This window comes from Sorangium sp. So ce1335, assembly GCF_051521615.1.
Classification (GTDB): domain Bacteria; phylum Myxococcota_A; class Polyangia; order Polyangiales; family Polyangiaceae; genus Sorangium.
In genome coordinates this window covers 7,640,234-7,662,269 of sequence record NZ_CP150363.1, presented here as the reverse complement: position 1 = coordinate 7,662,269, position 22,036 = coordinate 7,640,234, and the positions used below count along the sequence as shown (strand labels likewise).

General features: G+C 72.0%; 13 protein-coding genes. 8 read left to right on the top strand and 5 right to left on the bottom strand.

The features are described 5' to 3' along the window. Nucleotides 1–291 precede the first annotated feature (291 nt). A complete protein-coding gene (locus WMF24_RS28195; RefSeq protein ID WP_437730500.1) occupies nt 292–1,878 on the top strand; it encodes a glycoside hydrolase family 30 protein in 1,587 nt (528 codons plus the stop codon). A gap of 54 nt (nt 1,879–1,932) precedes the next feature. On the opposite strand, the gene WMF24_RS28190 is transcribed toward WMF24_RS28195, so the two are convergent. The 4 genes from WMF24_RS28190 to WMF24_RS28175 all read right to left on the bottom strand — a co-directional run bounded on the left by WMF24_RS28190 (nt 1,933) and on the right by WMF24_RS28175 (nt 11,423). Continuing rightward, the gene (locus WMF24_RS28190; protein WP_437730499.1) at nt 1,933–2,916 is read right to left on the bottom strand and encodes a phosphotransferase; all 984 of its coding nucleotides are present in this window, start codon (nt 2,914–2,916) and stop codon (nt 1,933–1,935) included. Between the two features lie 252 nt (nt 2,917–3,168). Beyond that, a complete protein-coding gene (locus WMF24_RS28185) occupies nt 3,169–4,767 on the bottom strand; it encodes a hypothetical protein (RefSeq protein ID WP_437730498.1) in 1,599 nt (532 codons plus the stop codon). Between the two features lie 354 nt (nt 4,768–5,121). Continuing rightward, nucleotides 5,122–6,456, bottom strand: a complete 1,335-nt coding sequence (locus WMF24_RS28180; RefSeq protein WP_437730497.1) for an SGNH/GDSL hydrolase family protein — start codon at nt 6,454–6,456, stop codon at nt 5,122–5,124. A 341-nt stretch (nt 6,457–6,797) separates the two neighbouring features. Continuing rightward, entirely contained in the window at nt 6,798–11,423 is a 4,626-nt protein-coding gene (locus WMF24_RS28175; RefSeq protein ID WP_437730496.1) for a pentapeptide repeat-containing protein, read from the bottom strand. A gap of 155 nt (nt 11,424–11,578) precedes the next feature. Between WMF24_RS28175 and WMF24_RS28170 the strand changes: the two genes are divergently transcribed. The 5 genes from WMF24_RS28170 to WMF24_RS28150 all read left to right on the top strand — a co-directional run bounded on the left by WMF24_RS28170 (nt 11,579) and on the right by WMF24_RS28150 (nt 17,290). After that, the gene (locus tag WMF24_RS28170; protein WP_437730495.1) at nt 11,579–12,547 is read left to right on the top strand and encodes an EamA family transporter; all 969 of its coding nucleotides are present in this window, start codon (nt 11,579–11,581) and stop codon (nt 12,545–12,547) included. 122 nt (nt 12,548–12,669) lie between these two features. Continuing rightward, on the top strand, nt 12,670–12,819 hold the full coding sequence (locus WMF24_RS28165; protein ID WP_437730494.1) for a hypothetical protein: 150 nt from the start codon (nt 12,670–12,672) through the stop codon (nt 12,817–12,819). A 119-nt stretch (nt 12,820–12,938) separates the two neighbouring features. Continuing rightward, the gene (locus WMF24_RS28160; RefSeq protein ID WP_437730493.1) at nt 12,939–14,489 is read left to right on the top strand and encodes a sigma 54-interacting transcriptional regulator; all 1,551 of its coding nucleotides are present in this window, start codon (nt 12,939–12,941) and stop codon (nt 14,487–14,489) included. A 166-nt stretch (nt 14,490–14,655) separates the two neighbouring features. Further along, nucleotides 14,656–16,326 carry a serine/threonine-protein kinase gene (locus WMF24_RS28155; RefSeq protein WP_437730492.1) on the top strand — a complete coding sequence of 557 codons (1,671 nt, stop codon included), beginning with the start codon at nt 14,656–14,658 and terminating at the stop codon, nt 16,324–16,326. A 10-nt stretch (nt 16,327–16,336) separates the two neighbouring features. Beyond that, nucleotides 16,337–17,290, top strand: a complete 954-nt coding sequence (locus WMF24_RS28150) for a hypothetical protein (protein WP_437730491.1) — start codon at nt 16,337–16,339, stop codon at nt 17,288–17,290. Between the two features lie 108 nt (nt 17,291–17,398). Here the strand turns inward: WMF24_RS28150 and WMF24_RS28145 are convergent, their stop codons facing one another. After that, nucleotides 17,399–18,037, bottom strand: coding sequence for a YdeI/OmpD-associated family protein (locus WMF24_RS28145; protein WP_437730490.1), 639 nt, complete (start codon nt 18,035–18,037; stop codon nt 17,399–17,401). A 486-nt stretch (nt 18,038–18,523) separates the two neighbouring features. Here WMF24_RS28145 and WMF24_RS28140 point away from each other — a divergent pair, with 486 nt between their 5' ends. Further along, a complete protein-coding gene (locus tag WMF24_RS28140) occupies nt 18,524–20,086 on the top strand; it encodes an endo-1,4-beta-xylanase (protein ID WP_437730489.1) in 1,563 nt (520 codons plus the stop codon). 539 nt (nt 20,087–20,625) lie between these two features. After that, nucleotides 20,626–21,747, top strand: coding sequence for a substrate-binding domain-containing protein (locus WMF24_RS28135; protein WP_437730488.1), 1,122 nt, complete (start codon nt 20,626–20,628; stop codon nt 21,745–21,747). Nucleotides 21,748–22,036 lie beyond the last annotated feature (289 nt).

The window sequence follows — 22,036 nt, the reverse complement described above, 5'->3', positions numbered from 1 at the left end:
CCGTCGTCATGACGACCGAGAACGCGGCCCCTGGCGGCCGCGTTCTCGCTTTGTGGGCGTCCACCTGGCGGCTCCGCCCTGCCCGGGGCGAGGCCGACCGCGCCGGGCGAGCTCCCGCGGGCGAGGCCCTCGCCGTGGGAGGCGCCGTCGGGCGCAGAAGCCGGTGCCCCGGCCGACGAGACTCCGGTAAATAGTATTTGCCGAGGCCATGGGGGGCCCTCACGCGCCCCTCTTGCGTGGCCGCACGTCGCCATGCGCAAGACAGCTGCCCCCGAAGCCGCACGCACCTCCGTGAAGGTTCACGCCCTCGCCGCGTCGCTCGCCGTGCTCTCCGCGGCCGCGTCGTGCTCGCCGAGCGATCCGAGCCCGTCCGTGGACGCCGCGGCGGCGGGGAGCGGCGGCCAGGGGGGCAGCGGCGGCAGCGGAGGCGGCGCGACCGCGGGCTCGGCGGGGGGCGGGGCGTCGAGCAGCGCCGGCGGCACAGGGCCCGCCGGGGGGAGCGGGGGGGCGCCGAGCGAGCCGCGCCCCGTCGCGACCGCCGCGCCGGGCACGGAGCTCGTCAGGATCGACACGGACGCGCTCCACCAGCCGTTCGAGGGCTGGGGCACGAGCCTTTGCTGGTGGGCCCATCACGTGGGCGGGTGGGATGAAGCCAGGCGCAACGCCGTCGTCGAGGCGGTCGTCGATCCGGTGAATGGCCTCGGCTACAACATCTTCCGCTACAACATCGGCGGAGGGGAGAATCCGTCGCACGAGCACATGGAGCGGCACCGCGAGATGCCGGGGTTCCAGGGCGCCGACGGGACCTTCACGTGGGAGAGCGACGCGAACCAGCGCGCGATCCTCCTTCGCATCGCAGACCGCGGGAGGGATCTGATCTTCGAGGCGTTCTCCAACTCTCCCCCGTACTGGATGACGAACAGCGGCTGCGCCTCGGGCAGCGGCAACGGCGGAGACAACCTGAAGGCCGACCACTTCGACGACTTCGCCCACTACCTCACGGAGGTCGTGCGCCACTACAGGGACGAGCACGGGATCACCTTCCGCACGCTGGAGCCGCTGAACGAGCCGCACGCCGGCTGGTGGAAATCGAACGGCTCCCAGGAAGGCTGCCACTTCGACCGGGCGAGCCAGGAGAAGATCATCCAGGAGGTCGCCGAACAGCTCTCCAGCAAGGGCCTCGACGGGACGGTGGTCAGCGCATCGGACGAGAACAGCATGGATGATGCCGTCCGGAACATCGGCGCCTTCGGCCCGGCGACGCTCATGGCCTTCCAGCAGATCAACGTCCACTCCTACGCGGGCAGCCAGCGCAAGGAGCTCCGGCAGCTCGCGACGGCGCTCGGCAAGCGGCTGTGGCAATCGGAGTCTGGGCCGCTCGGGCAGAGCATCAGCGACGACACGGACGCGGCGCTGTTCATGGCGGAGCGCATCATCCGGGATCTGCGGGAGCTGAGGCCGGAGGCCTGGGTGGACTGGCAGTCGGGCGATCCGTCGCGGAGCTGGGCGAGCTTCACGCTGAACGACCGGGAGCAGTCCTTCGCGCCCATCAAGCGCTTCTACATGCACGCCGGCTTCAGCCGCTACATCCGGCCCGGCGCGACCTTCGTCGAGGTCGACAGCGAGGACATGGTGGCTGCGGTCAGCGCCGACGGGAGATCTCTCACCCTCGTCGTCCGCAATGGCGATCGCGACGCGAGCCGCGGCTACACGCTCGATCTCACCCGGCTCCCGACGGTCGGTCCCGCGGCGGAGGCGCACCGCACCTCGCGCACGGAGGACCTCGAGCGGCTCCCCGACATGGCGATCGAGGACTACCGCCTCGTGGTCACGATCCCGGCCTTTTCCGTCACCACCTTCGTCATCCCGATGCCCTGATTCCCGCCTGGAGCGACGCGCAGCGTGATCGACGCGCCCGACGCCCGCCGGAGATCAGCCGCGGCTGGCCACGCGCGCGATCGACTCGTCGAACCGCGGAGCTTGCATGCCGCGCAGCGCCTGGCTCAGGTGGACCTTCGCGTACTTCAGCTTCCCTTCGTCCGTCGCGAGGCTCGTCTCGCCGGAGGCGAGGCGCAGGTGAAAGGCCTTGAAGTCGGGCGCCGTCATCTCCGGATCGAACGGCCTGCTCGACGCCGTGGCGAGCAGCATGAAGTACGTCGCATAGAACACGTGGACGGCCTGGCGCATCAGGTAGAAGCGCGCGCGCCGGTACTCGCCGGCCGGCTCTCCGAAGTACGCCCGGAGGTAGACCTCCTCGTCGGCCTCGTTCCTGACGAAGAAGCTCGCCGCGACGGCCAGATCGGCATACCTGTCGTTCAGGAACGCCCCCTCCCAGTCGACGAGCCAGACGCGATCGCCGTCGAAGAGGATGTTCTCCGGCGTCAGATCGTTGTGGCTCGCGACGAGATCCGCGTCGTCGCGCGGATAGACCTTCGCCAGCCGGTCATGGCCGCGGACGATGTCGTCGGTCGCCTTGTCGGGCAGGAGCCTCGCCGCCTGGAACCGGCGGACGTATCCGTCGATGGTGTCGAGGTAATTTTCCATCCGCGGAAACGACGGCAGCGCGTGGAGCCTGCGGATCACGCCGGCGATGCGCCGCGCCGCGTCGCCCGGCATCGGCTTCGCCTCCACGAAATCGGAGATCGAGAGCCGATCGTCGGCGCTCATGTACACGATCCGCGGCGCGATCCCGGCCTCCGCCGCGATCTTCATGCAGCCGAACTGCCGCGTGGAGTCGCTCAGCGCGTCATGGCGCGTGATGACGCGCAGCAGGTACGGGTGTCCTTTGACGACGATGCGGAAGACGAGCGCGCTGGAGAGCCCGCCGGTGAGACGCCGGATGTCCTCGGGCTCGTCGACACCGAACGCGCCCCGCAGCGCGCGCGCAACGGCCGGCTGTCTTGCGTCGGGAATCATGACGTCACCATGGGTTGGCGGTTGTAGAGACGCGTCAGGAGCGCGTTGATCCAACGACGGATGGCGAGCTTCGCACCGCGCCGGCGTCGCGTCGAGCACCTTCGCCCGATCGTGGAAGAGCCTCGAGGCCGAGGGGCGAGGACGAGCGGATCGGCCGTGGCGCGGGCGCGCGGCCGCCAGGGTAGGACCCCGGCGTCCGACGCCGGGGGCCGTGGTGCCGTGTGCTGAACGGGGGAGCGCGGTCGGCCGCGCTCAGTACATCAGGTTGCCCTGGCCGAGCACGAACGTGATGCCCTCGCCGAACTGGGCCCTGGCTGTCGCGATGCGCGCGATGGCGTTCGTGATGCGGTTGAGGCGCTCGCTCGCCGAGCCCGCCGAGATGCCCTGGCCGATCTCGGCGCGCGCGAGGCCGAGCTGCTGGAGCGCGGCGGGGTACAGCGGGTTCGAGTTGCTCGGGTCCCCCATCACCGCGATCGCGTCGTCGAGCTCCTCGAGGGCGAGCTCCATCAGCTTCTGCTGCACGTCGGCGCGCGTGTCCGCGAAGCGGCTCGCGAGCGCCCGCGCCGCGTTCAGGCGCTGGCTCGCGATGTCGGCGTTGAAGGCGCCGTTCAGCGCGCGCAGGAAGCGCGCGATGGCGAAGGAGTCCCCGGGCACGAGATCGAGCGGCGCCCCGAAGCGCTGGTCGAGCTCGAGGGCCGCGGGGGAGTTCTTGAAGCTCGCCGAGGCGTAGAATGTGACGGCGTCCTCGAGGGTGCGTGTCCCCTTGGAGTTGATAAGAAGGCTGTTGTGGAAGAAGGGCGGCGTGTCCGCGGCCTCGATCAGGGGCGGCGGGTTGAAGGTGCCATTGCCGAACGCGTCGGGGGAGCCGCTGCCGCTGTCGAAGTCGGGCTGCGGCAGGTCGCGGCCGCCGAAGCCGCCGTCCGAGAGGCCCCTGTCCTCGAAGCTGCCGACGTTGAGCGACGACGCGAGGCTGCGCGTGCCGGTGTCGAAGTTGCGGTTCTTCCCGGTGTCCTGGAAGTTCGCGCCGGCGTTGTTGTGGCACACGTTGCAGCGGCCGCGGTGCGGGTCCATGAACGCGATCCGGCCTTCCTCCGCCTCCGGATCGGAGAGGCGGACGCGGCTCAGATCGAGCTCGTTCTGCCGGCCAAGGCTGAGCTGGAAGGCCAGGGCGACGTCCTCTTCCTGCGGCGTCGGCAAGCGGAAGTCGACGCCCACCTCGCGATCGAGGCGCTTCGGGAAGTGCTGTGTGACAGCGTCCCGGAGGAAGCCGCGCAGCGTGCCGTCGCTCGATCCGTCGCCGCCCCAGCCCGTCCGCTCCGCGGGCGGGCTCGGGGTGCCGTCCCCCGGATCCGCCTGGATGCTGGTGCTCAGGGAGAGGACGTGGTTCACCCCGCGCGAGACGAACCGGTGCTCCGGGTCGATGAAGCCGTCCACGTTCTCGAGGATGGCCGCGTCCTCCAGCAGATCGGAGGTCTCGAGCGCGGCGAGCGCCGGATCGTTCCTGAAGACGAACAGCGGGTCGTCGGGGTTACTCTGATCCAGGGCGGTGACGAAATCGACATCGATCGTCGTGCTGTTGGCCACGGGGTGGCAGGTGCCGCAGGTGCGGCCGTTGCCCTCGAACGTCTCCTCGAAGAAGACGCCGGCGCCCGCGCAGACGTCCCGCGAGACGAGCCCGGCGACGACGCGCGGATCCTCGTCGCAGCGGGCGATGCGGTCCGCCAGGGTGACCGATTGCGAGGCGTCATCGAGGTACACCGGAGCTTCGTCCTCCGGCTCCGCGCACCCCGCGGCGAACAGGGCCGCTCCGGCCCAGCACGCGAACCCCAGCCATGTCGTCGAGCGTCTCATCAAGAACTCCTCCGTTGCGAGCGGCGGCCCCGGCCTCGCGGCGCACGCGCGAGGGATCACCGCCAGGAACGCGGCCCTCGCCCGCGCGCGACGCCTCTCCCCGTGTGCGAGGCGCGATGTGCCTCGCGAGGGACAGCCGCCGGCGGCCTCGAGCGCTCGAGGCCCGGCTGGATCGCGCGCCGCAGCGCGGCTGTCCCCGGGTGGATGCCGGCGACCGCCGCGCTCCTTCGCGCGAATCGCACGTGACCGCGTCGATTTCCTGCTGGCCGATCGGCGCGATCGCGCTTGCCCGCGTCGACCTGCGCGCGCGCGCGCGCCGCCTCGGGCGCTCGGGGTGGAAGAGGATGGGAGAGGTTACGGAGAGGCGCTCTTGACGGCGGCGTCGACGATCGCGTCGAGGTTCACCGCGTCCGCCATGGCCTTGTACCCGGCGTCGTTCGGGTGCAGCTTGTCGCCGTCGTAGGCCGGGAGGAGGCGGCTCGGGTTGGCCGGGTCGCGCACCGCCTTGTCGAAGTCGATCACGCCGTCGAAGGCGCCGCTGGTGCGGATCCAGGTGTTGAGCTTCTGCCGCTCCTGCTCGCCCTTCGGCGTCCCGTAGTCGCCCTTGTAGGTCCCGGTCGAGCCGATGAACGGCACCAGGGTGCCGCCGTAGATCTTGAGCCCGGCAGCGCGGGCAGACTGGATGATCTGCTGGTACACCGGGATCAGATCGGTGGCCTTGGCGGAGCGGTCGCCGATGTCGTTGATGCCGGCCAGCAGGATGACGGCGCGCGCGCCGGGCTGGGTCAGCACGTCGCGCGCGAGGCGGGTCGGGACGGGGTACCCGAACTGGAGCTGGGGGCGGACGGTGAGCAGCTCGTTGCCGATGATGCCGGCGTTGACGACGGAGAGGGTCGGGCCCTTCCGGCTGGCCAGGCGCTCGGCGAGGAAGTCGGGGTAGCGCTGGTTCTTGTTCTTCGTGGAGAGGTATCCATCCGTGATCGAGTCGCCGAGCGCGATCAGGGTGCCGACGACGTTCGGCGCGGCCTTGACGTCGACGCCCGACAGGAACATCCAGCACGTGATCGTCCGGGTGAACTGCTTGTCGGCGCCGGCCCCTGTCTGGTTGCCGGTGGCGAGGAAGCTGTCCTGCGCCGCGAAGAAGTGCTGTGTGGCCGGACCGGTCTTGGCCGGGAGGTAGACGTTGACGGCCAGCGTCTGGAGCGCCTGGACCTTCAGGGGCACGGGGTCGCTCAGCGCCTCGGCGCCCGCGGCGATGAGGACCGAGGGCTGACCTGCGAAGCGCAGCGCGTGCGTGGCCCCGGCGGTCGCGGCGGCGCCGTCCTTCGAGAGCGCGACGGACGCCGCGCCCACCTTGAGCGGCTCGGCGCCGCCGGCGTTGGAGATGCGCACGCGCACCGAGCTGCCGCCGGCGCTCACGCGGACGATGTTCCGGACCGTCTGGCCGGTCAGGCCGACATCCGACGGGCACTCCTGCGCGTTGAACGTGCCGCCCGGCGTCGGGCTTGCGTGCCACGCGGCGACCCATCGCCCGTCGGGCGCCGGATCGGCGGCCATGGCGGGGCGCTCGAAGGCGCCGGCGATCAGCGCGAACACCGCGGCGACGAGCGAAACGGGGGCGAGGCGAGCGCGCTTCGGTCCTGGCAGATCGAGCAAGGGGCGCAGGGGGTTACGGCGCTCTGTGGTCACTTGATAAATTGTATTTACAATTGGCATCGGTCCTCTCCCGACTGTTCGCGTGGAGACGCGGAACGCTTTCCTGGCTCCCTGTGGGGGCTGCACGCTCGATGGGGCTGAGCTGTCCTCGAAGCTGCACAAGCTGAATCGAAGCCGGCGCCACGCGTCGAGGGGGGCAGGGGGCCAGCGCGGCGAGAAGGAGATGCAAACGCCTCGGAGGCGTCAAGCCCGAGCTGCGCGCGGCCATGCGCTGACAGCGCATTTTTCTGTGCCGACGCCCTGCCGGAGCAACGATGCCGTGTCGGAATTCATGTGCACAGCGACAGGGCCGCCGTCCGCTCCGGCGCCGGGCTTCACCCGGCGCGCGCGGGGCCTTCGTGCGAGGACGGGGCGGGCGAGGGGTAGGAGCGCTCGAACAGGGGATCTCTGTGCGGGATGCGCAGCGCGAACGGGAGAAAGGGGTCGAGCTCCCCGGGCTCGAACCGACAGTCGCCGATCTCGTGCCAGAAGGCGCCGGTCGTGTCGCCGCCGAGCTTGTAACGGCCGTCAGGGGAGAAGGCGATCCACCCGCCCTGCAGGTGCACGAGCACGGCGACGCAGAGGCCGCCGGGCACGGTCCAGAGGCGGATGGTGCCGTCCTCGGATGCCGAGGCGAGCAGCGTGCCATCCGGGCTGAACTCGACGCTCACGACGTTCTTCGTGTGACCGTGCAGCATCCGATAGTTGCCTCGCCCGACATCCCACAGTCGTATCTTGTCGCCCGTGGAGACCGACACGAGCCACCTGCCGTCCGGGCTCAAACCTACATGATGAACCGGCCTGTAATGGCCCTTGAAGAGCTTGAGCTCCTCGCCCGCTCGGACGTCCCATAGCCGGATCGTCCGGTCCGCCGAGCCGGACGCGAGGAGCGTGCCCTCGGCGTTGAACGCGAGGTCGAAGACGCTCGCCTCGTGTCCTCGCAGGGCGCGCGCCGGGACGGACCTCGCGCTGTCCCAGAGATGGATGGCCCCATCGAACGCCCCGATGGCCAGGGTGCGACCATCGCGGCTGAACACCATGCGACCGAGCTGCTCGCCGTAGTCGACAGGACCGACAGGGACGCCGCGCGGCTCGACGTTCCATCGGCTCCACAGCTTGATGTCCTCGGTGGAGCTCCCGATCGCGAGCAGCGCCTCCGGGCCGATGGCGGCCTCCAGCGCGGGGTGCGTCTCCACGAGCAGGCGCTCGACACGCCCGGTCGCGACGTCGCACCGGAGCAGCGATCTGCCGGTCCACAGCGCGAGCGCCGCGTCCCCGGGCAGGAACTTGAGCGTCCTCGGTTGCTCCTCGAGCGCCACCACGCGGCCGAGCTCCAGCCCGGAGCCGTTCTCCCAGAAGGCGATGGCGCCGTCCTCGTGGGCGGACGCGAGCACCCGACCCGAGTTGCTCCACGAGAGCGCGACGCACGAGGGCGCGCTCCTGGTGACCCGTTGCACCGGGAGCGTCGCGTCCGGCAGCGCCGCGCCGGCCGCGTCCAGCCCGTCGAGCGCCCCGCGGTCGAGCTGGGCGCCGACCAGCTTCGCGGCGCGCAGCACCGCGCCCACGAGCCGCGCGCCCCGCAGGTCCGCCCCGAGGAGGCGCGCGCCGGAGAGGTCCGCCCCCGAGAGATCCGCGCCCTCGAGCACGGCGCGCGTCAGATCCGCGCCGACCAGCGTCGCCCTCGCCAGCGACGCGCCCTCCAGCCTCGCCTCGACCAGCCGCGCGTCGGTGAGATTCGCCCCGGAGAGGTTCGCCCCGCGCAGGTCCTGCCCCGAGAGGTCCTTGCCGCGGAGATCGTGACCCGCGAGCTCGACCCCCTCGCGCCGGAGGACGTTCAGCTCGACGCCGACGATCTCGCCCCGGAGCCGCGCCTGCATCCGCAGCGCGTTCTTCTTCGCCGTCTCCCCCGCGGCGCCGCGCAGCGCGGCGTCCGCCCAGCCCAGCGAGACCGCAGGGCCGGCCAGGTCGCCGAAGAAGTCGATCATCAGATCGCTCATCTCCCGGACGCCGAGCGCGGCGCTGTCGCCCGTCTTCAGCACCTCCGTCGCCGCCTCGCGCGCCACCAGCCACTCGAGGACGGACTGGTGGATGAAGCCGAAATTGCCGTCCTCGTCCCGGACGAGCAGCGTCCCCGAGCCGATCTGGTGCGCCAGGGTGCCCGACTCCATCCGTCGCTCGGAGAGCGCCTGGACCTCGTCGAGCAGCCGCTGGGGGAGCTCGCTCGGGTTCAAGGTGCGCTCCGTCCGCTGCCAGAGCAGCATCGCGAGCGTCGTCGCCGCCTTGCGGAGCTGATCGACCGAGAGCCCCGGCGGCGCGCCCCTCGGGTTCGCCCGGACGAACTCGTTCTTCAGCCAGCGCTCGATCAGCAGCCGGTAGAGCCCCGCCGAGGTGATCTCGCCCGCGCGCTCCCGCGCGGCCTTGAGCTCGCCGCTGTCGATCTCGCTGATGAAGCTCAGCATCCGCGGGTTCGCGGAGAGGCCGAGGAGATCCTTCACGTCGTCGAGCAGCCGGAGGCGCTCCTCGCCCGCGGCCTCGCTCCCGAGGCGCTTGTTCAGGAAGAGGCGGATCTGCTCCTTGGAGAACGGCAGGAGCTTCGTGAGGCGGTGGCCCTGGATGAGCGCCGCCCGCTCGGCCAGCGCCATCCGGACCTGCCGGTCCGACAGGAAGTGCTGGGAGCGGCTCGTCACCACCACCTTCGCATTGCCCTGCGCCGCCTGGATCAGCGTGTCGAAGTGCTCCGCCGCGCGGTCGTAGCTCACCCGCAGCGCGAGCTCGTCGAAGCCGTCGAAGAGCAGCGCGATCCGGCCCTCGGCGAGCATGAAGTTGAAGGCCTGGAGGCGTATCGCCTCCATCTTCGAGCGCGCGAGGTGCTGCGCAACGAGCTCGTCCAGCGAGCGCGCCTTCTCGAGCGACCGCATCTCCAGCAGGACCGGCACGACCGGCCCGCCCGAGGTGCCGAGCCGCCGCGCCAGCTCGTGCAGGAGGAACGTCTTCCCCGTGCCGAAGTCGCCGAGGATCACCACGAACCGGCCGTGCGGTGAGCCGAGCCAGGCGGTGAGCTCCTCGAGCGCATCCTTCTCGTCGGGCTCCTCGGGATCGAGGACCCGCATCCTCTGGCCGATGTAGATGGAAGGCGGGTAGACCGTGTCGTTCTCGAGCCGCGTCGTCTGCCACTGGAGGTACCGGCTGAAGTCGATGAGGCCCTGGTACTCGACGAAGCTCTGGAGGCGTACCCGCCGCGCGGCGGCCCTGTCGACGAGCGCCGGGGTGGCGAGATCGCCCCGGTAGATGAGGTGCGAGATCATCCCGGAGTCGTCCCGGCGGTACCTCGCGTCGATGTGCGCGAGGAACGCGTCGAGCGCCTCGTCGGAGACCGGCTGATCGAGCGCGGCGACCGGGTAGGTGCGGGCGATGCCGCCGTCGTTGCGCGAGACGCGGAGGTAGTGCCCGAACGGGGGCGGCGCCTCGAAGCGCTCCACGACCGCGCTCTGCCCGGCGTGGAGCTCGCAGACCCGCTGGACGCGGGAGAGGAAGTCGTCGCTCCGGCCGCCCTCGCGCGCGGGGGCGCTCACCTCGGGCGGCGGGAGCGCAGGGGGAGCGGGCGCGCGCTGCTCGGGCATGTGCTTCTGGAGGAAGGCCAGCAGGAACGTGGCCGAGGCGCGCGCCGCGAACGCCTGGAAGGCGTCGTCCTTGTCGTGATCGCCGTGGTCGGAGACCGCCTTGACGATGATCGAGCGGCGCCCGAGGTGCTCGGCGACATAGCCTATCGCCGCGGCCTCCATCTCGGCGCCGAGCGTCTTCCTGACCTCCCGGCGCAGCCGCGAGAACAGCTCGGGGTCCTCGCGCACCGTCTTGCCGGTGGCGATGGGCCCGACGTGGACCCGGAGCGGCGGATCGTCCGGGAGCCCGCGCGGGTGCCGCAGCCGCTCGTCCCTCACGAGGGCCCGCGCCTTCTTCGTCAGCTTCAGGACCCCGGGCCTCTTCTCGAGGAGCCCCTTCCCGCGCAGGAGCAGCACGAGGTCGCTGTAGCGCGGGCACAGGGCCGCGAGCTCCGGGTGATCGGTCGGCAGCGGCGCCCCCTCGTGCTCGTGGTCGAGCAGCCGGTGCAGCAGCCAGCGCTCCTGGCTCTCCAGCGAGCGCGGCCGCTCCTTCGCGAGCGCCGCGCACACGTCGCGGTCGCGGGCGAAGTAGGCGGCGTCCATCGCCCACGTCTTCTCGAGGTTGTAGGTCTCGATGTCGCGGATCAGCGACTCCGACCGCTGGCCGCGCCGGTTCTTGGTGGCGATGAGCTTGCCGTGATCGTAGCTGTAGACGCGCTGCGCGACGATCACGTCGCCCAGCGCGACGTCGCCGCGCGCGCCCGCGCAGATGCCGCACATCGCGAGGCACGCCGGGTCGAGGTGGCCGACGACGTGCGTCGCCCGGACGGCGGCGGCGCCTTCCCCCATCTGCCCGGACCACGCCGCGGCCACGCGGAGGGGCGCGCCGCCCCGCGAGGGATCGCGCGGGATCTCCCGGACGTGGTAGCGGAACCCGCTCGGGTCGTAGGCCTCCTGCCACCCGCGCTCTCCGCCGTCGCCGAGCGCGAGGAGCGCTTCGATCTCGAGCTGCAGCGCCGTGATGATGAGCACGTCGATCCCGCCCGATGGCCGCCTCGCTGTCATGCGACCGTCCACTCTACGCGAGCCGCGACGCGTTGCCGAGCCGCGCGCCGCCGGGCTGCGCCGCTCTCCGGCCGCCGCGGTGACGGCGACAGCCGGGGACGCCGGCGCCGGGTCGACGAAGCTCTCGAGGTGGGCGGCGACGAGCTCGGGCGCGTGCATGTCGGGCGCGTTGTGGTCGGCGCCCGGGATGTCGACGCGGCGGACGTCGGGCAGGGTAAGCTCGAGCTGCGCGGTGGCCTGCAGCCGAGTCGCGGGGCTCCTGGGGCCGGCCAGCAGGAGCGTCGCAGAGAATTCCACAGGGTTTTGGGACAGCGAGAGGGGCGAGGCGATCCCATGAGCGACGCGGAAGGCCTGGCGACTTGTGCAGCCCTGGTCGATGGCCAGCGGGACGGGGCGGGCGAGCCGGCAGGGACCCGCGTCGAGGGGCGAGCCCGGCGCGCCGGTGGGGGCCGATGAGCGGCGCCGCCGCCGTCCAGCCTGCGCGGGGCTTCCACAGGAGCCTGCGCGCGACCCTCTTCATGACGGCCGGCGCGGCGCTGCTCACGTGGTCGCAGGTCGCGCTGCGGTTCCTCTCGGAGGCTCAGCCGGGCGCCGGGGACGTCCCGCTGGTGATGCTGGTCAATCTATGGACCAACGTCGCGATCTTCGCGGTCGTCGCGCTGCTCCTCTCGCGGAGCAGCCGCCGTGTCCCGGCGGGGGCCCTCGCGGCGCGGCGCCTCGCGCTCGGCGCATACGCCCTGTTTGACCTGCTCGGCATCACGCTGTTCCTCGCGGGGAGCCTGTTCCTGCCCCTCGCCACCAACTCGCTCCTTTACTCGCTTCACGTCGTCTTCACGCCCTTCCTCCTGTGGGTCGCGCTGCGCGAGGCGCCCGGCGCGGGGCGCGGCCTCATCGCGATCTGGGCCTTCGTCGGGGTGGCGATCTATTTCCACGAGGGGCTGCTGACGTACGACGCGCTCCACGGGGTCCGCTGGCTGGCCCTGCTCTTGCCGCTCACGGCGGCTGTGTTCATGTCCCTGGTCAACCTGAGCGCGCATCGCCTCCAGGGCATCCCGTTCGAGCACATCCTCTTCTTCACCTCGGTCGTCGGCATCGCAGGCAGCGTCCTCGGGCTCGTGACGACGGGGGCAGGATCGATGATCTTCGACGGCGGCATCTGGTCGTCCTGGGACCAGCTTGTCTTTGCCGCCGGCGCCGGGGCCGCCGCCCAGCTCTGCATCGTCCTCGGGCTCACCTCGGGCAGCCTGATCGCGGCGGTGATCACCGAGTCGCTGACCGTGGTGCTCACCGGGATAGCCGGGCTCCTGTTCCTCCGGGAGCCCATCAGCCTCGCGCAGAGCGTGGGTATGGGCATCATCCTGTCGGCGATCGTCCTCATCAACCTGTCGAACCGGAGCCCCGGGGACGGCGCGGCGCGGTAGGGAGGCTGCCCGCTGTCACGCGGCAGTGGACCGTCGCTCGTACGAGAAACGTACGAGTTCAGGCAGGCTCGTGCTGCCAGGCCGAGGACGCGAGTATCGAGACCCTTCCCATCGATGCAAGCATGGCGTTCGGTGTAGACCGGGGCGCTCGCGCCGATGTTCCGGACATGCCGGACCGTATCATTGCTGCAACAGCAGTGTCGTTGGGCGTGCCGCTCGTCACCCGAGATGGCAAGATTGGCGCTTCCGGAGCGCAAACCATGCTGGCCTGAGCATCGCCCGCCCCGGCGCGGAGGCGCGCCGTCGCGCGGTCGAGTCGGCGGGGCGCGCGCCGGCCACGTCGCACGGAGAGGCGTGACGCCGGCGCGGAGGCCTGCTGAGATGGAGCGGCATGCCCCCGTGGAACGACGACGACGCCGCCTCCACCGAGCTCGTGCCGCAGCCGCTGCGCCCCGCCGCGGCCGCCGCCGAGAGCTTCGCCCTGACCATCATGGCCGGCCCGGACGAGGGGCGCCGCTTCGTCGTGGCGCCGGGGCTGCCCTCGCGCGCGCTCGCCGGCACCAGCCCGGCCTGCGACATCACCCTCACCGACCGGCTCGTCTCCCGCCGCCACGCCGCCTTCGAGCTCGCCGGCCCGCGCCTCCGCGTCACCGACCTCGGATCGACGAACGGCACCTTCGTCCAGGGGATCCGCGTCGGCGACGCGTACCTCCAGGGCACCGAGCTCGTCCGGCTCGGCGAGACGGTGCTCCGCGTCGAGGCGCTCGGCGTGACGCAGGCGGTGGAGCTGCCGCGCGCCGTGCGCTTCGGCAAGCTCGTCGGGGCCAGCGAGGAGATGCGGCGGCTCTACCCGCTGTGCGAGCGCCTCGCGAGCTCGAGCGTGCCCGTCGTCATCGAGGGCGAGACGGGCACCGGCAAGGAGGTGCTCGCCGAGGCGATCCACGAGCAGGGGGCGCGCGCGGCCGGGCCGTTCGTCGTCTTCGACTGCACCGCGGTGCCGCCGACGCTCGTCGAGTCGGCGCTCTTCGGGCACGAGCGCGGCGCCTTCACCGGAGCGAACGAGGCGCGGCGCGGCGTCTTCGAGGAGGCGCACGGCGGCACGCTGCTCCTCGACGAGATAGGCGACCTCGACCTCGGCCTCCAGGCCAAGCTCCTCCGCGCCATCCAGCGATCGGAGGTGCAGCGCGTCGGATCGAACCGGTGGATCCGCGTCGACATCCGGGTGCTCGCGGCGACGCGGCGCGACCTGGAGCGCGAGATCCAGGCGGGCCGGTTCCGCGACGACCTGTTCTACCGGCTCGCGGTGGCGCGCATCGAGCTGCCGCCGCTGCGCAAGCGGCACGGCGACGTCACCGTGCTCGCGCACCACTTCTGGCGGCAGCTCGCGGGCCGCGGCGTGCCCTTCCCCCAGGGGTTCGCCGAGCGGCTGGAGGACTACGACTGGCCCGGCAACGTGCGCGAGCTCTACAACGCCGTCGCGCGCCGCGTGGCGCTCGGCGAGGCGGCGCCGATCGAGACCACGCGGGCCGGGGTGAGCGCCCCGGGCGCGCCCCCGTCGACGCCCGGGCCCGCATCGGCGCCGCAGCCCGCCGCGTCGGCCGGGGGGGCGTCGGTCGGGCCGGCGTCGGCGCCCCAGCCCGGCGCGGCGCCCGGGCCTGCCTCGGGGGCGCTCGCGCCCTCGACGCCCGTGCCCCCGTCGTCGGCGTCGCCCGCCGAGGGGGGCGATGGCGCCGAGCCTGCGACATCCGGCGACATCATCGAGGAGATCCTCGCGCTCGATCTGCCCCTCCCGCGGGCGCGCGAGCGGATCGTCGAGCACTTCGAGCGGCGCTACGTGCAGCGCGTCCTCGCGCAGCACGGGGGCAACGTCCGGAGCGCGGCGGCCGCGTCGGGCATCGCGCGGCGGTACTTCCAGATCCTGCGCGCGCGGCGGTCGACCTGACGCGCCGCCGGTCGCGCTGCTGCGGCGCTCCCAGGGGCCCCGCGCGGGGCGATCGACCTGACGCGCCGCCGGTCGCGCTGCTGCGGCGGTCTCAGGGGCCGCGCGCGGGGCGATCGACCACCATGCCGCCGCGGCCCGCGCCTCGGCCATGGTATCGTCCGCGGCGATGCTGCAGGCCCGGAGCCAGGGCGGCGCGCTCGCCGTCGTCCGCTACCTGCTCTTCGACGAGATCGGGGCCGGCGGCATGGCGACGGTGCACCTCGGCCGCCAGCTCGGCGCGGCCGGGTTCCGGCGGACCGTCGCGATAAAGCGGCTCTACCCGCAGTTCGTGCGGGATCCCGAGCTCGTCGCCATGCTGCTCGACGAGGCGCGGGTGGCGGCCCGCATCCGGCACCCGAACGTCGTCTCGACCGTGGACGTCGTGTCGAGCGGCGGCGAGGTGCTGCTCGTGATGGAGTACGTGCACGGCGAGTCGCTCGCGCGCCTGCTGCGCGCGGCGACGCGGGACGGCGGCGCGCCCCCGCCGCGCATCGCCTGCGCGGTGCTCGCCGGCGCGCTCCACGGCCTGCACGCCGCGCACGAGGCCACCGCCGAGGACGGCGCCCCGCTGCACCTCGTGCACCGCGACGTGTCGCCGCACAACGTGCTCGTCGGCGAGGACGGGGTGGCGCGCGTGCTCGACTTCGGCGTGGCCAAGTCGGCGGGGCGCGCGCAGATCACGCGCGACGGGCAGCTCAAGGGGAAGCTCGCGTACATGTCGCCCGAGCAGATCGCGGGCGAGCCGCTCGACCGGCGCGCGGACGTGTACGCGGCCGGCGTCGTGCTGTGGGAGACGCTGACGGGCGAGCGCCTCTTCGAGGGGCGGGGCGAGGCGCTGTCGATCCTGCGGCTGCTGCAGGCGGGCGTGGATCCGCCGAGCGCGCGCCGGCCCGGGGTGCCGCCGGAGCTCGAGGCGATCACGCTGCGCGCGCTCGCGCGCGTCCCCGAGGACCGGTTCCCGACGGCGCGCGCCATGGCGCTCGCGCTCGAGGAGACCGGGCTCGCGGCGTCGATCTCGGAGGTGGGCGCGTGGGTGACGTCGCTCGCGGGGGAGTCGCTTGCGCAGCGGGCGGCGCTGATCGCGGCGATCGAGCCGAGAGGGGCGGGGAGCGACCCGGGGGCGGCGAGGGCGGGGAGCGAGGCGGGGGAGGGGAGCGCTGCGGGGGCGGGGAGCGCTGCGGGGGCGGTAGGCGCCGGCGCGGAGAGCGCTGCGGGGGCGGGGAGCGGAGCCGGGGCGGCGGGCGCTGGGGGCGCAGCGGCGGTTGCCGCGCTGGATCCCGGGAGAGGAGGTCCGGCGGGGGCGCCTGCGTCGAGCCCGCAGCAGCCCGGGAGCCGGCAGCGCTGGGCCGCCGTGGCGGCGACCGGTGCGCTGCTCGCGATCGCGGCCGTCGCGGTCGGCCTCGCCCGCGCCGACGCGCCGACGCTCGTCCGCGCGAGGGCTGCGGTCGCCGCCGCCGCCGCGCGCGCACGCCCCGCAGCGCCGCTGCCCGGGCACGCGTCCGCCGCGCCCGGCCCGGCCAGCGCGGGCGCGTCTGCCGCGCCCGGCCCGGCCAGCGCGGGCGCGTCTGCCGCGCCCGACGCCGCCAGCGCGGGCGCTACGGCCCCTGCGCCCAGCGCCGCCAGCGTGACCGCGACGGCCGTCGCCGTCGCGCCCGTCGCGCCCGTCGCGTCGGCCACCCCCGCCGCCGGGGCCGGCGCGCGCAGGCTGCCGCGCCGCGCGCCCGCGCGCGACGGGTGCAATCCGCCGTTCATCATCGATGGACAGGGCCACAAGCGTTACAAGCGCGAATGCTTCTGACGGAGGCCGGATGAACCAGCGCACAGCTCGCCGCTCCCTCGTCGCCGCCGCCCTCGCGACCCTCGCGGCCCTCCTGCCCGCCCGCGCCCGCGCCGGCGACGCGGAGGCGTGCTTCACGGCCTCCGAGGAGGGCCAGCGCCTGCGCGACGAGGGCAGGCTGCGCGAGGCGCGCGCGCGCTTCATCGCCTGCGGCGCCGCCGCGTGTCCCGCGCTCGTCCGGTCGGACTGCGCGGGCTGGCTCTCCGACGTCACCGCGCGCGTGCCGACGCTCATCCTGAGCGCGCAGGACGAGGAGGGCCAGGACGTGGCCGACGTGCAGGTGACCCTCGACGGCGCGCCGCTCGCCGCGCGGCTCGACGGCAAGGCCGTCGAGGTCGACCCGGGCGAGCACCTGCTCCGCTTCGAGCGCGCGGGCAGCGCTCCGGTCGCGCTGCGCCTCGTCGTGCGCGAGGGAGAGAAGCTGCGCCGCGTCTCGGCGCGCCTCGTCCGGTCCGCCGCGCCGGGAGCGGGCGCGACCGCGCCGGGAGCGGGCGCGACCGCGCCGGGAGGAGGCGCGACCGCGCCGGGAGCGGGCGCGACCGCGCCGGGAGCAGGCCCGACCGCGCCCCGCGAGGACCGCGCCGCGACGCCGCCCGCGAGCGCGCTCGTCCTGCCCATCGCGCTCGGCGGCGTCGCCGTCGCCGGGGGCGTCGCCTACGCGGCGCTCGGCCTGAGCGCGCGCGCCGACGCCGACCGCCTGCGGACGACCTGCGCCCCGGGCTGCGCCGAGGCGGACGTCGACGCCGTGCGGACCAAGGTCATCGCCGCCAACATCGCGTTCGGCGTCGGCGTGGCGGCGCTCGGCGGCGCCGCGGCCGCGCTCCTCCTGCGCGGCCCCTCGCCCGCCGCGTCCGCCGCGTCCGCCGCGGTGCATGTCTTCCCCCTGCCCGGCGGCGGCGCCGCCGCGCTCGGCGGCCAGTTCTGACGTTCGACTCGCGCCGCGGACCTGCGGCCGTGACCCGAGCGCCGACCGTGCGGCTCCTGCGGTTCGATGACCGCGCGCTGCGCATGGCCATCGCTGCGTGAGGGCGACTCACTCCGATGCAGGCCGGGTCGCCCCTGGCTGTCTGCCCCGCTCCGGCACGATGGTCTCGCCGCGCGCCAGCATCGCCACGAGCGCGGCGATCTTCTTTGCGCGGCCCGCGGGCGTCTTCACGCTGTTCATGCGAAACGCCAGCGCGAACAGATTCTGACGTCCGAGCGTCTGGAATGTCTCGCGCGCTCGCGCATTCGCCTCGATCGCCGCGCGCAGGTCGTCGGGAACGGTCGCCTCGCTCGCGCTGCGGATCGGCGCGTACGCCGCGTCCCACCGACCATCGGCCTTGGCCGCGTCCACCTGCCGCTGCCCGTGGGGCGTCATGCGCCCCGCGGCGGTGAGGCGGGCGATGTGGTCGCGGTTGATCTGGCTCCAGACGCTCCTCGCCTTGCGCGGCGTGAACCGCTGCAAGAACGAGCGTTCGTCAAGGGCCTTTCGAATGCCATCGATCCATCCCCAGCAGAGCGCCACGTCGACCGCCTGGGCGTAGGTGACCGTCGGAACGCCGGAGTCCTTCTTGTAGATTTGCAGCCACAGCTCCGTCTCCTGCGCGTGGTTGGCGGCAATCCACGCTTCGAAAGCGGCCTCGTCAGGGAAGCTCTTGATCTTGTTTTTGTCGGGAACGATCGGCGCCATCCGGTCTGCCTCGCAGCGCGTCCCATCCTACGCTGACGTGGCCGAGACACCAGGGCGGAGAGCGTCGCACACCGACTCACCCGCCCCGCCGCCCGGTCCCGCGGCGCTCGCCGCCGCAGCGGAATACAATGTGCGACTCACGCGGCCGGCCTGCTGCCGTGTTCTCGGACGACGAGGCAGCAGGGCGCGCGACGACCGGTGAGAGCGCTTTCGCCACGGAGATCGGCCAGTGTTCGATCCGGCAGATCGCCTCGAGTGGCAGATCGGAATTGACATTCGATATGTGAACGTTCACAGTGTCTCATCCTTCGACTTTGCCCTGAGTGGGTCGTCGTGAGCACCGGGACCTCCGTCATCGGGGTCGATTTTTTCACCGACTCTGTTCGTTCGGTCGTCGCGGGCACATGGGACGGCGCGCTCGCCGAGGGCAGCGTCGATCAGTAGAACGAACCGCGTTTCACTTACTTAGAAGACGAGGAGAACACGATGAGATTTGGAACGATGCAGGCCTTGCTTGCTGCGGCGACGGGTATCCTCGCCGTCTCGTGCGTCATCGGCCCCGAGGACGCGTACGACGCGGAGACCGAGGAGGAGGGGTCGCTCGAGGGCGCCATCACGATCGATGGGAACGCGACCTACACGATCTCCGGCGTGCAGAGCGGAAAGTGCGTCGAGGTGGCTGGAGGCAGCACCGCTGACGGAGCGGCCTTGCAGATCGCCACCTGCAACGGCTCGACGCGGCAACAGTTCCGCGTGGAGTCGGCAGGCGGCAACTACTACCGCATCCGCAACGTGGCCAGCAACCGCTGCCTGGACGTCTCGGGCGCCTCCACCAGCGACGGCGCCCGCGTCCAGCAATACTCCTGCTGGAACGGGCAAAACCAGCAGTGGTCGTTCACGGACGTCTCCGGCGGCGTGCGTCTCACGGCGCGCCACAGCGGCAAGTCCCTGGACGTCGCCGGTCGCACGGACGGCGCGGGCCTCCAGCAGTGGGGCTGGGCGAACGGCGACAACCAGAAGTTCTCGCTCCGGACCGGCAACGGGGGGGGGGCCTCGAGCAGCAGCTCCAGCAGCTCCAGCAGCTCCAGCAGCTCCAGCAGCTCGGGCACGGGCGGCTCCGGCGGCGCGGGTGGCGGTGGCGGCGCGGGCGGTGGCGGCGGCGCGGGCGGTGGTGGCGGCGGCGCCACCGGGGCGAAGTTCGTGGGCAACATCACGACCAGCGGCGCCGTGCGCGACGGCTTCTCGAGGTACTGGAACCAGATCACGCCCGAGAACGAGGGCAAGTGGGACGCCGTCGAGCGGACGCGCGGGCAAAAGAACTGGGCAGCGCTCGACCGGATCTACAACTACGCGAAGCAGAACAACGTCATCTTCAAGCAGCACGTGTTCGTGTGGGGCGCCCAGCAGCCGAGCTGGCTCGCGGGCCTCTCCGGGTCGGAGCAACAGGCAGCCGTGAAGGACTGGATGCGGTCGTTCTGCGCGCGCTACCCGGACACGAAGTACATCGACGTGGTCAACGAGCCGCCGCCCCACACCACGCCGTCGTACAAGAATGGCATCGGCGGCGACGGCGCCAGCGGCTGGGACTGGATCGTCAACTCCTTCAAGTGGGCGCGCGAGTACTGCCCGAACGCGGTCCTGATCCTCAACGACTACAACAACATCGAGTACGAGAACGATCACCAGAACTTCATGAGGATCGCGAGGGCGGTCATCAACGCGGGCGCCCCGGTCGACGCGCTCGGCGCGCAGGCCCACGACGCGTACAAGATCAACACCAACACGGTGAAGGGCTACATCGACAAGATGGCCTCGCTGGGCAAGCCCGTGTACATCACCGAGTACGACATCGGCATCGCGGACGACAACCGGCAGCGGCAGGTGATGGAGGAGCAGTTCACGATGTTCTGGAACCACCCCGCCGTCCCCGGCATCACCCTCTGGGGTTACATCGTCGGCGCCACGTGGCGGGACAACACCGGCATCCAGCACTCGAACGGCACCATGCGGCCGGCCATGCAGTGGCTCATGAACTTCCTCGGCCGCTGACGGCCGGGCGGAGCGCCCCGCCGGCCCTGCAAGGCCGGCGGTGAACGCCGCGCCGGGCAGCGCGTCGAGATCTCGAGGGTACGACGCGGCAGAGGCGCAGAGCGCACGCGCACCGACGACGACAGGTGCCTCTGCGCCCATCTTGCCCGCCCTCGCAGCGCCCAGGCAGCGCGCTTACATCGACAGCCCGCATTTCCCCAGATCCCCATCCCGCCGCCTCGTCGGCCGTCCTCCTGTCCCTTGACAGATCGATCCTCGGCGCTGTAACCCGAAGGATCGGGCATGGACGCCGGGACGCCTCCTCTGCATCGCTTCCGCAGGACGACATGTGGCTCGCGCATCGCAGCCGACGCGCGCGCTGTGTGGAAACCTGGCCGCGCGTCGGACCTGCGTCCCTGCGCTTGGCGTCGTGCTCGCCGGCAGCGCCCGGCCACCCCCGTATCCATCACAGGCCGCGCCTGGCCGGCACCTCGCTGCCGGATGGCCTCTCACGGGGGCGCCGCGCGCGACGAAGCGAACCACCGACGAGGAGGGATCTCATGACCCGCATTGGACGATGCTGGATGGCGGCCTTCGGGCTCATCATGACGACGGCGGCGTGTGGATCGAGCGACACCCCGGGCACGGAGGTCCCACGCATCGATCGGCCGCCGACACCAGAGAACGAATTCACTCCAGTGCTGCTCGAGACGACGGTCGATAACCTCATCGCCAGGGTCAACGAGTCGACGGTCGAGTCGATGCACATGGTGATCCTGCTGAAGAACCTCGGCTCGTTCTTCACGTCGATCGCGACGGGCGCGAGCCGGGCGATGGGTGAGCTCGACGTCACGGGAAACGTGCTCGGGCCCACGGACCAGGTGATCGATGAGGTGACATCACAGGAGCTCCTGAATCAGCAGATCAGGCAGGCGGTAGCGGACGGCGCCGAGGGGATCGGCATCTCGCCCTACGGTGACGTCAACGGAGCCGCGATGGATGAGGCCGTCGACAACGGGGCCCACGTGGTGACGCTCGACGGCGACGTGTCGAGCTCGAAGCGCTCGCTCTACGTTGGAACCCTCAACGGGTCTGCGGGAGCTGAGGCGGCGAAGACCTTGCTCGCGATGCTGCCCCCGCCGCCGGGCACCGTGCTGATACACGGCGCCTCCTCGGCGGACTGGGTGGACGGGTACAATCGAACGGAGGGGGCCCGGAACGCGATCGAGGAAGCCGGTTACACGCCCCTGCTGAGCGAGGCCTTCTACGAGCTCGAGGAGGCGTTCGACGTGGAATGGATACGATCCCGGATCGCGGCCGCGGACCCGCCCGTCCTCGGTATCGTCGGCGTGTTCGACATCTCGTACCGGTGCGTGATGGGCGCCGACGCCGCGGGCAGAGCGGACCTCCCCATCGTCGCCTTCGACTTCGATCCCAGGACCGTCGAGTACATGCGCCAGGGGCGCATCAAGGCCACAGCCGTCCAGCGGCAGTATTACCAGGGTTACCTCGTGCCCTATATCCTCTACGGCATCAAGACCCTCGGTCTCGACGCGACAAAAGAGATCCTCGCTCCGCTGATGGACGGCGGTAGCACGGTCAGCACCGGCGTCGACACGGTTCCGTCGGACAAGGTCGACGATTACAACGCTTTCCTCGACACGATCGGCGCGATCCAGTAGCGGCATCGCCGCCCCCCACCTCGATTGACGCGCCGCTCCGAAGGAGCGCTGCCGGGAGGATTTTCACGCTGTCGGCGCCCGGGCGCAGCGGGCGGGCGATTCAAGTTGACACCGGTGGTGTGAACGTTCACATTGTCGCCATCCTTCAGAGTCGCCAGGTAGATCCGGCACGTGGACCGGGAACTTCGTCATCGTGGTCGGCTTCGGCACGGAGCGGCGGCGCGCATCAACGAGCTCGCCCGAGGGGCGGGGAGCCCTGGCGCTTCGGAGACGTGAAGCCCTGACCGCG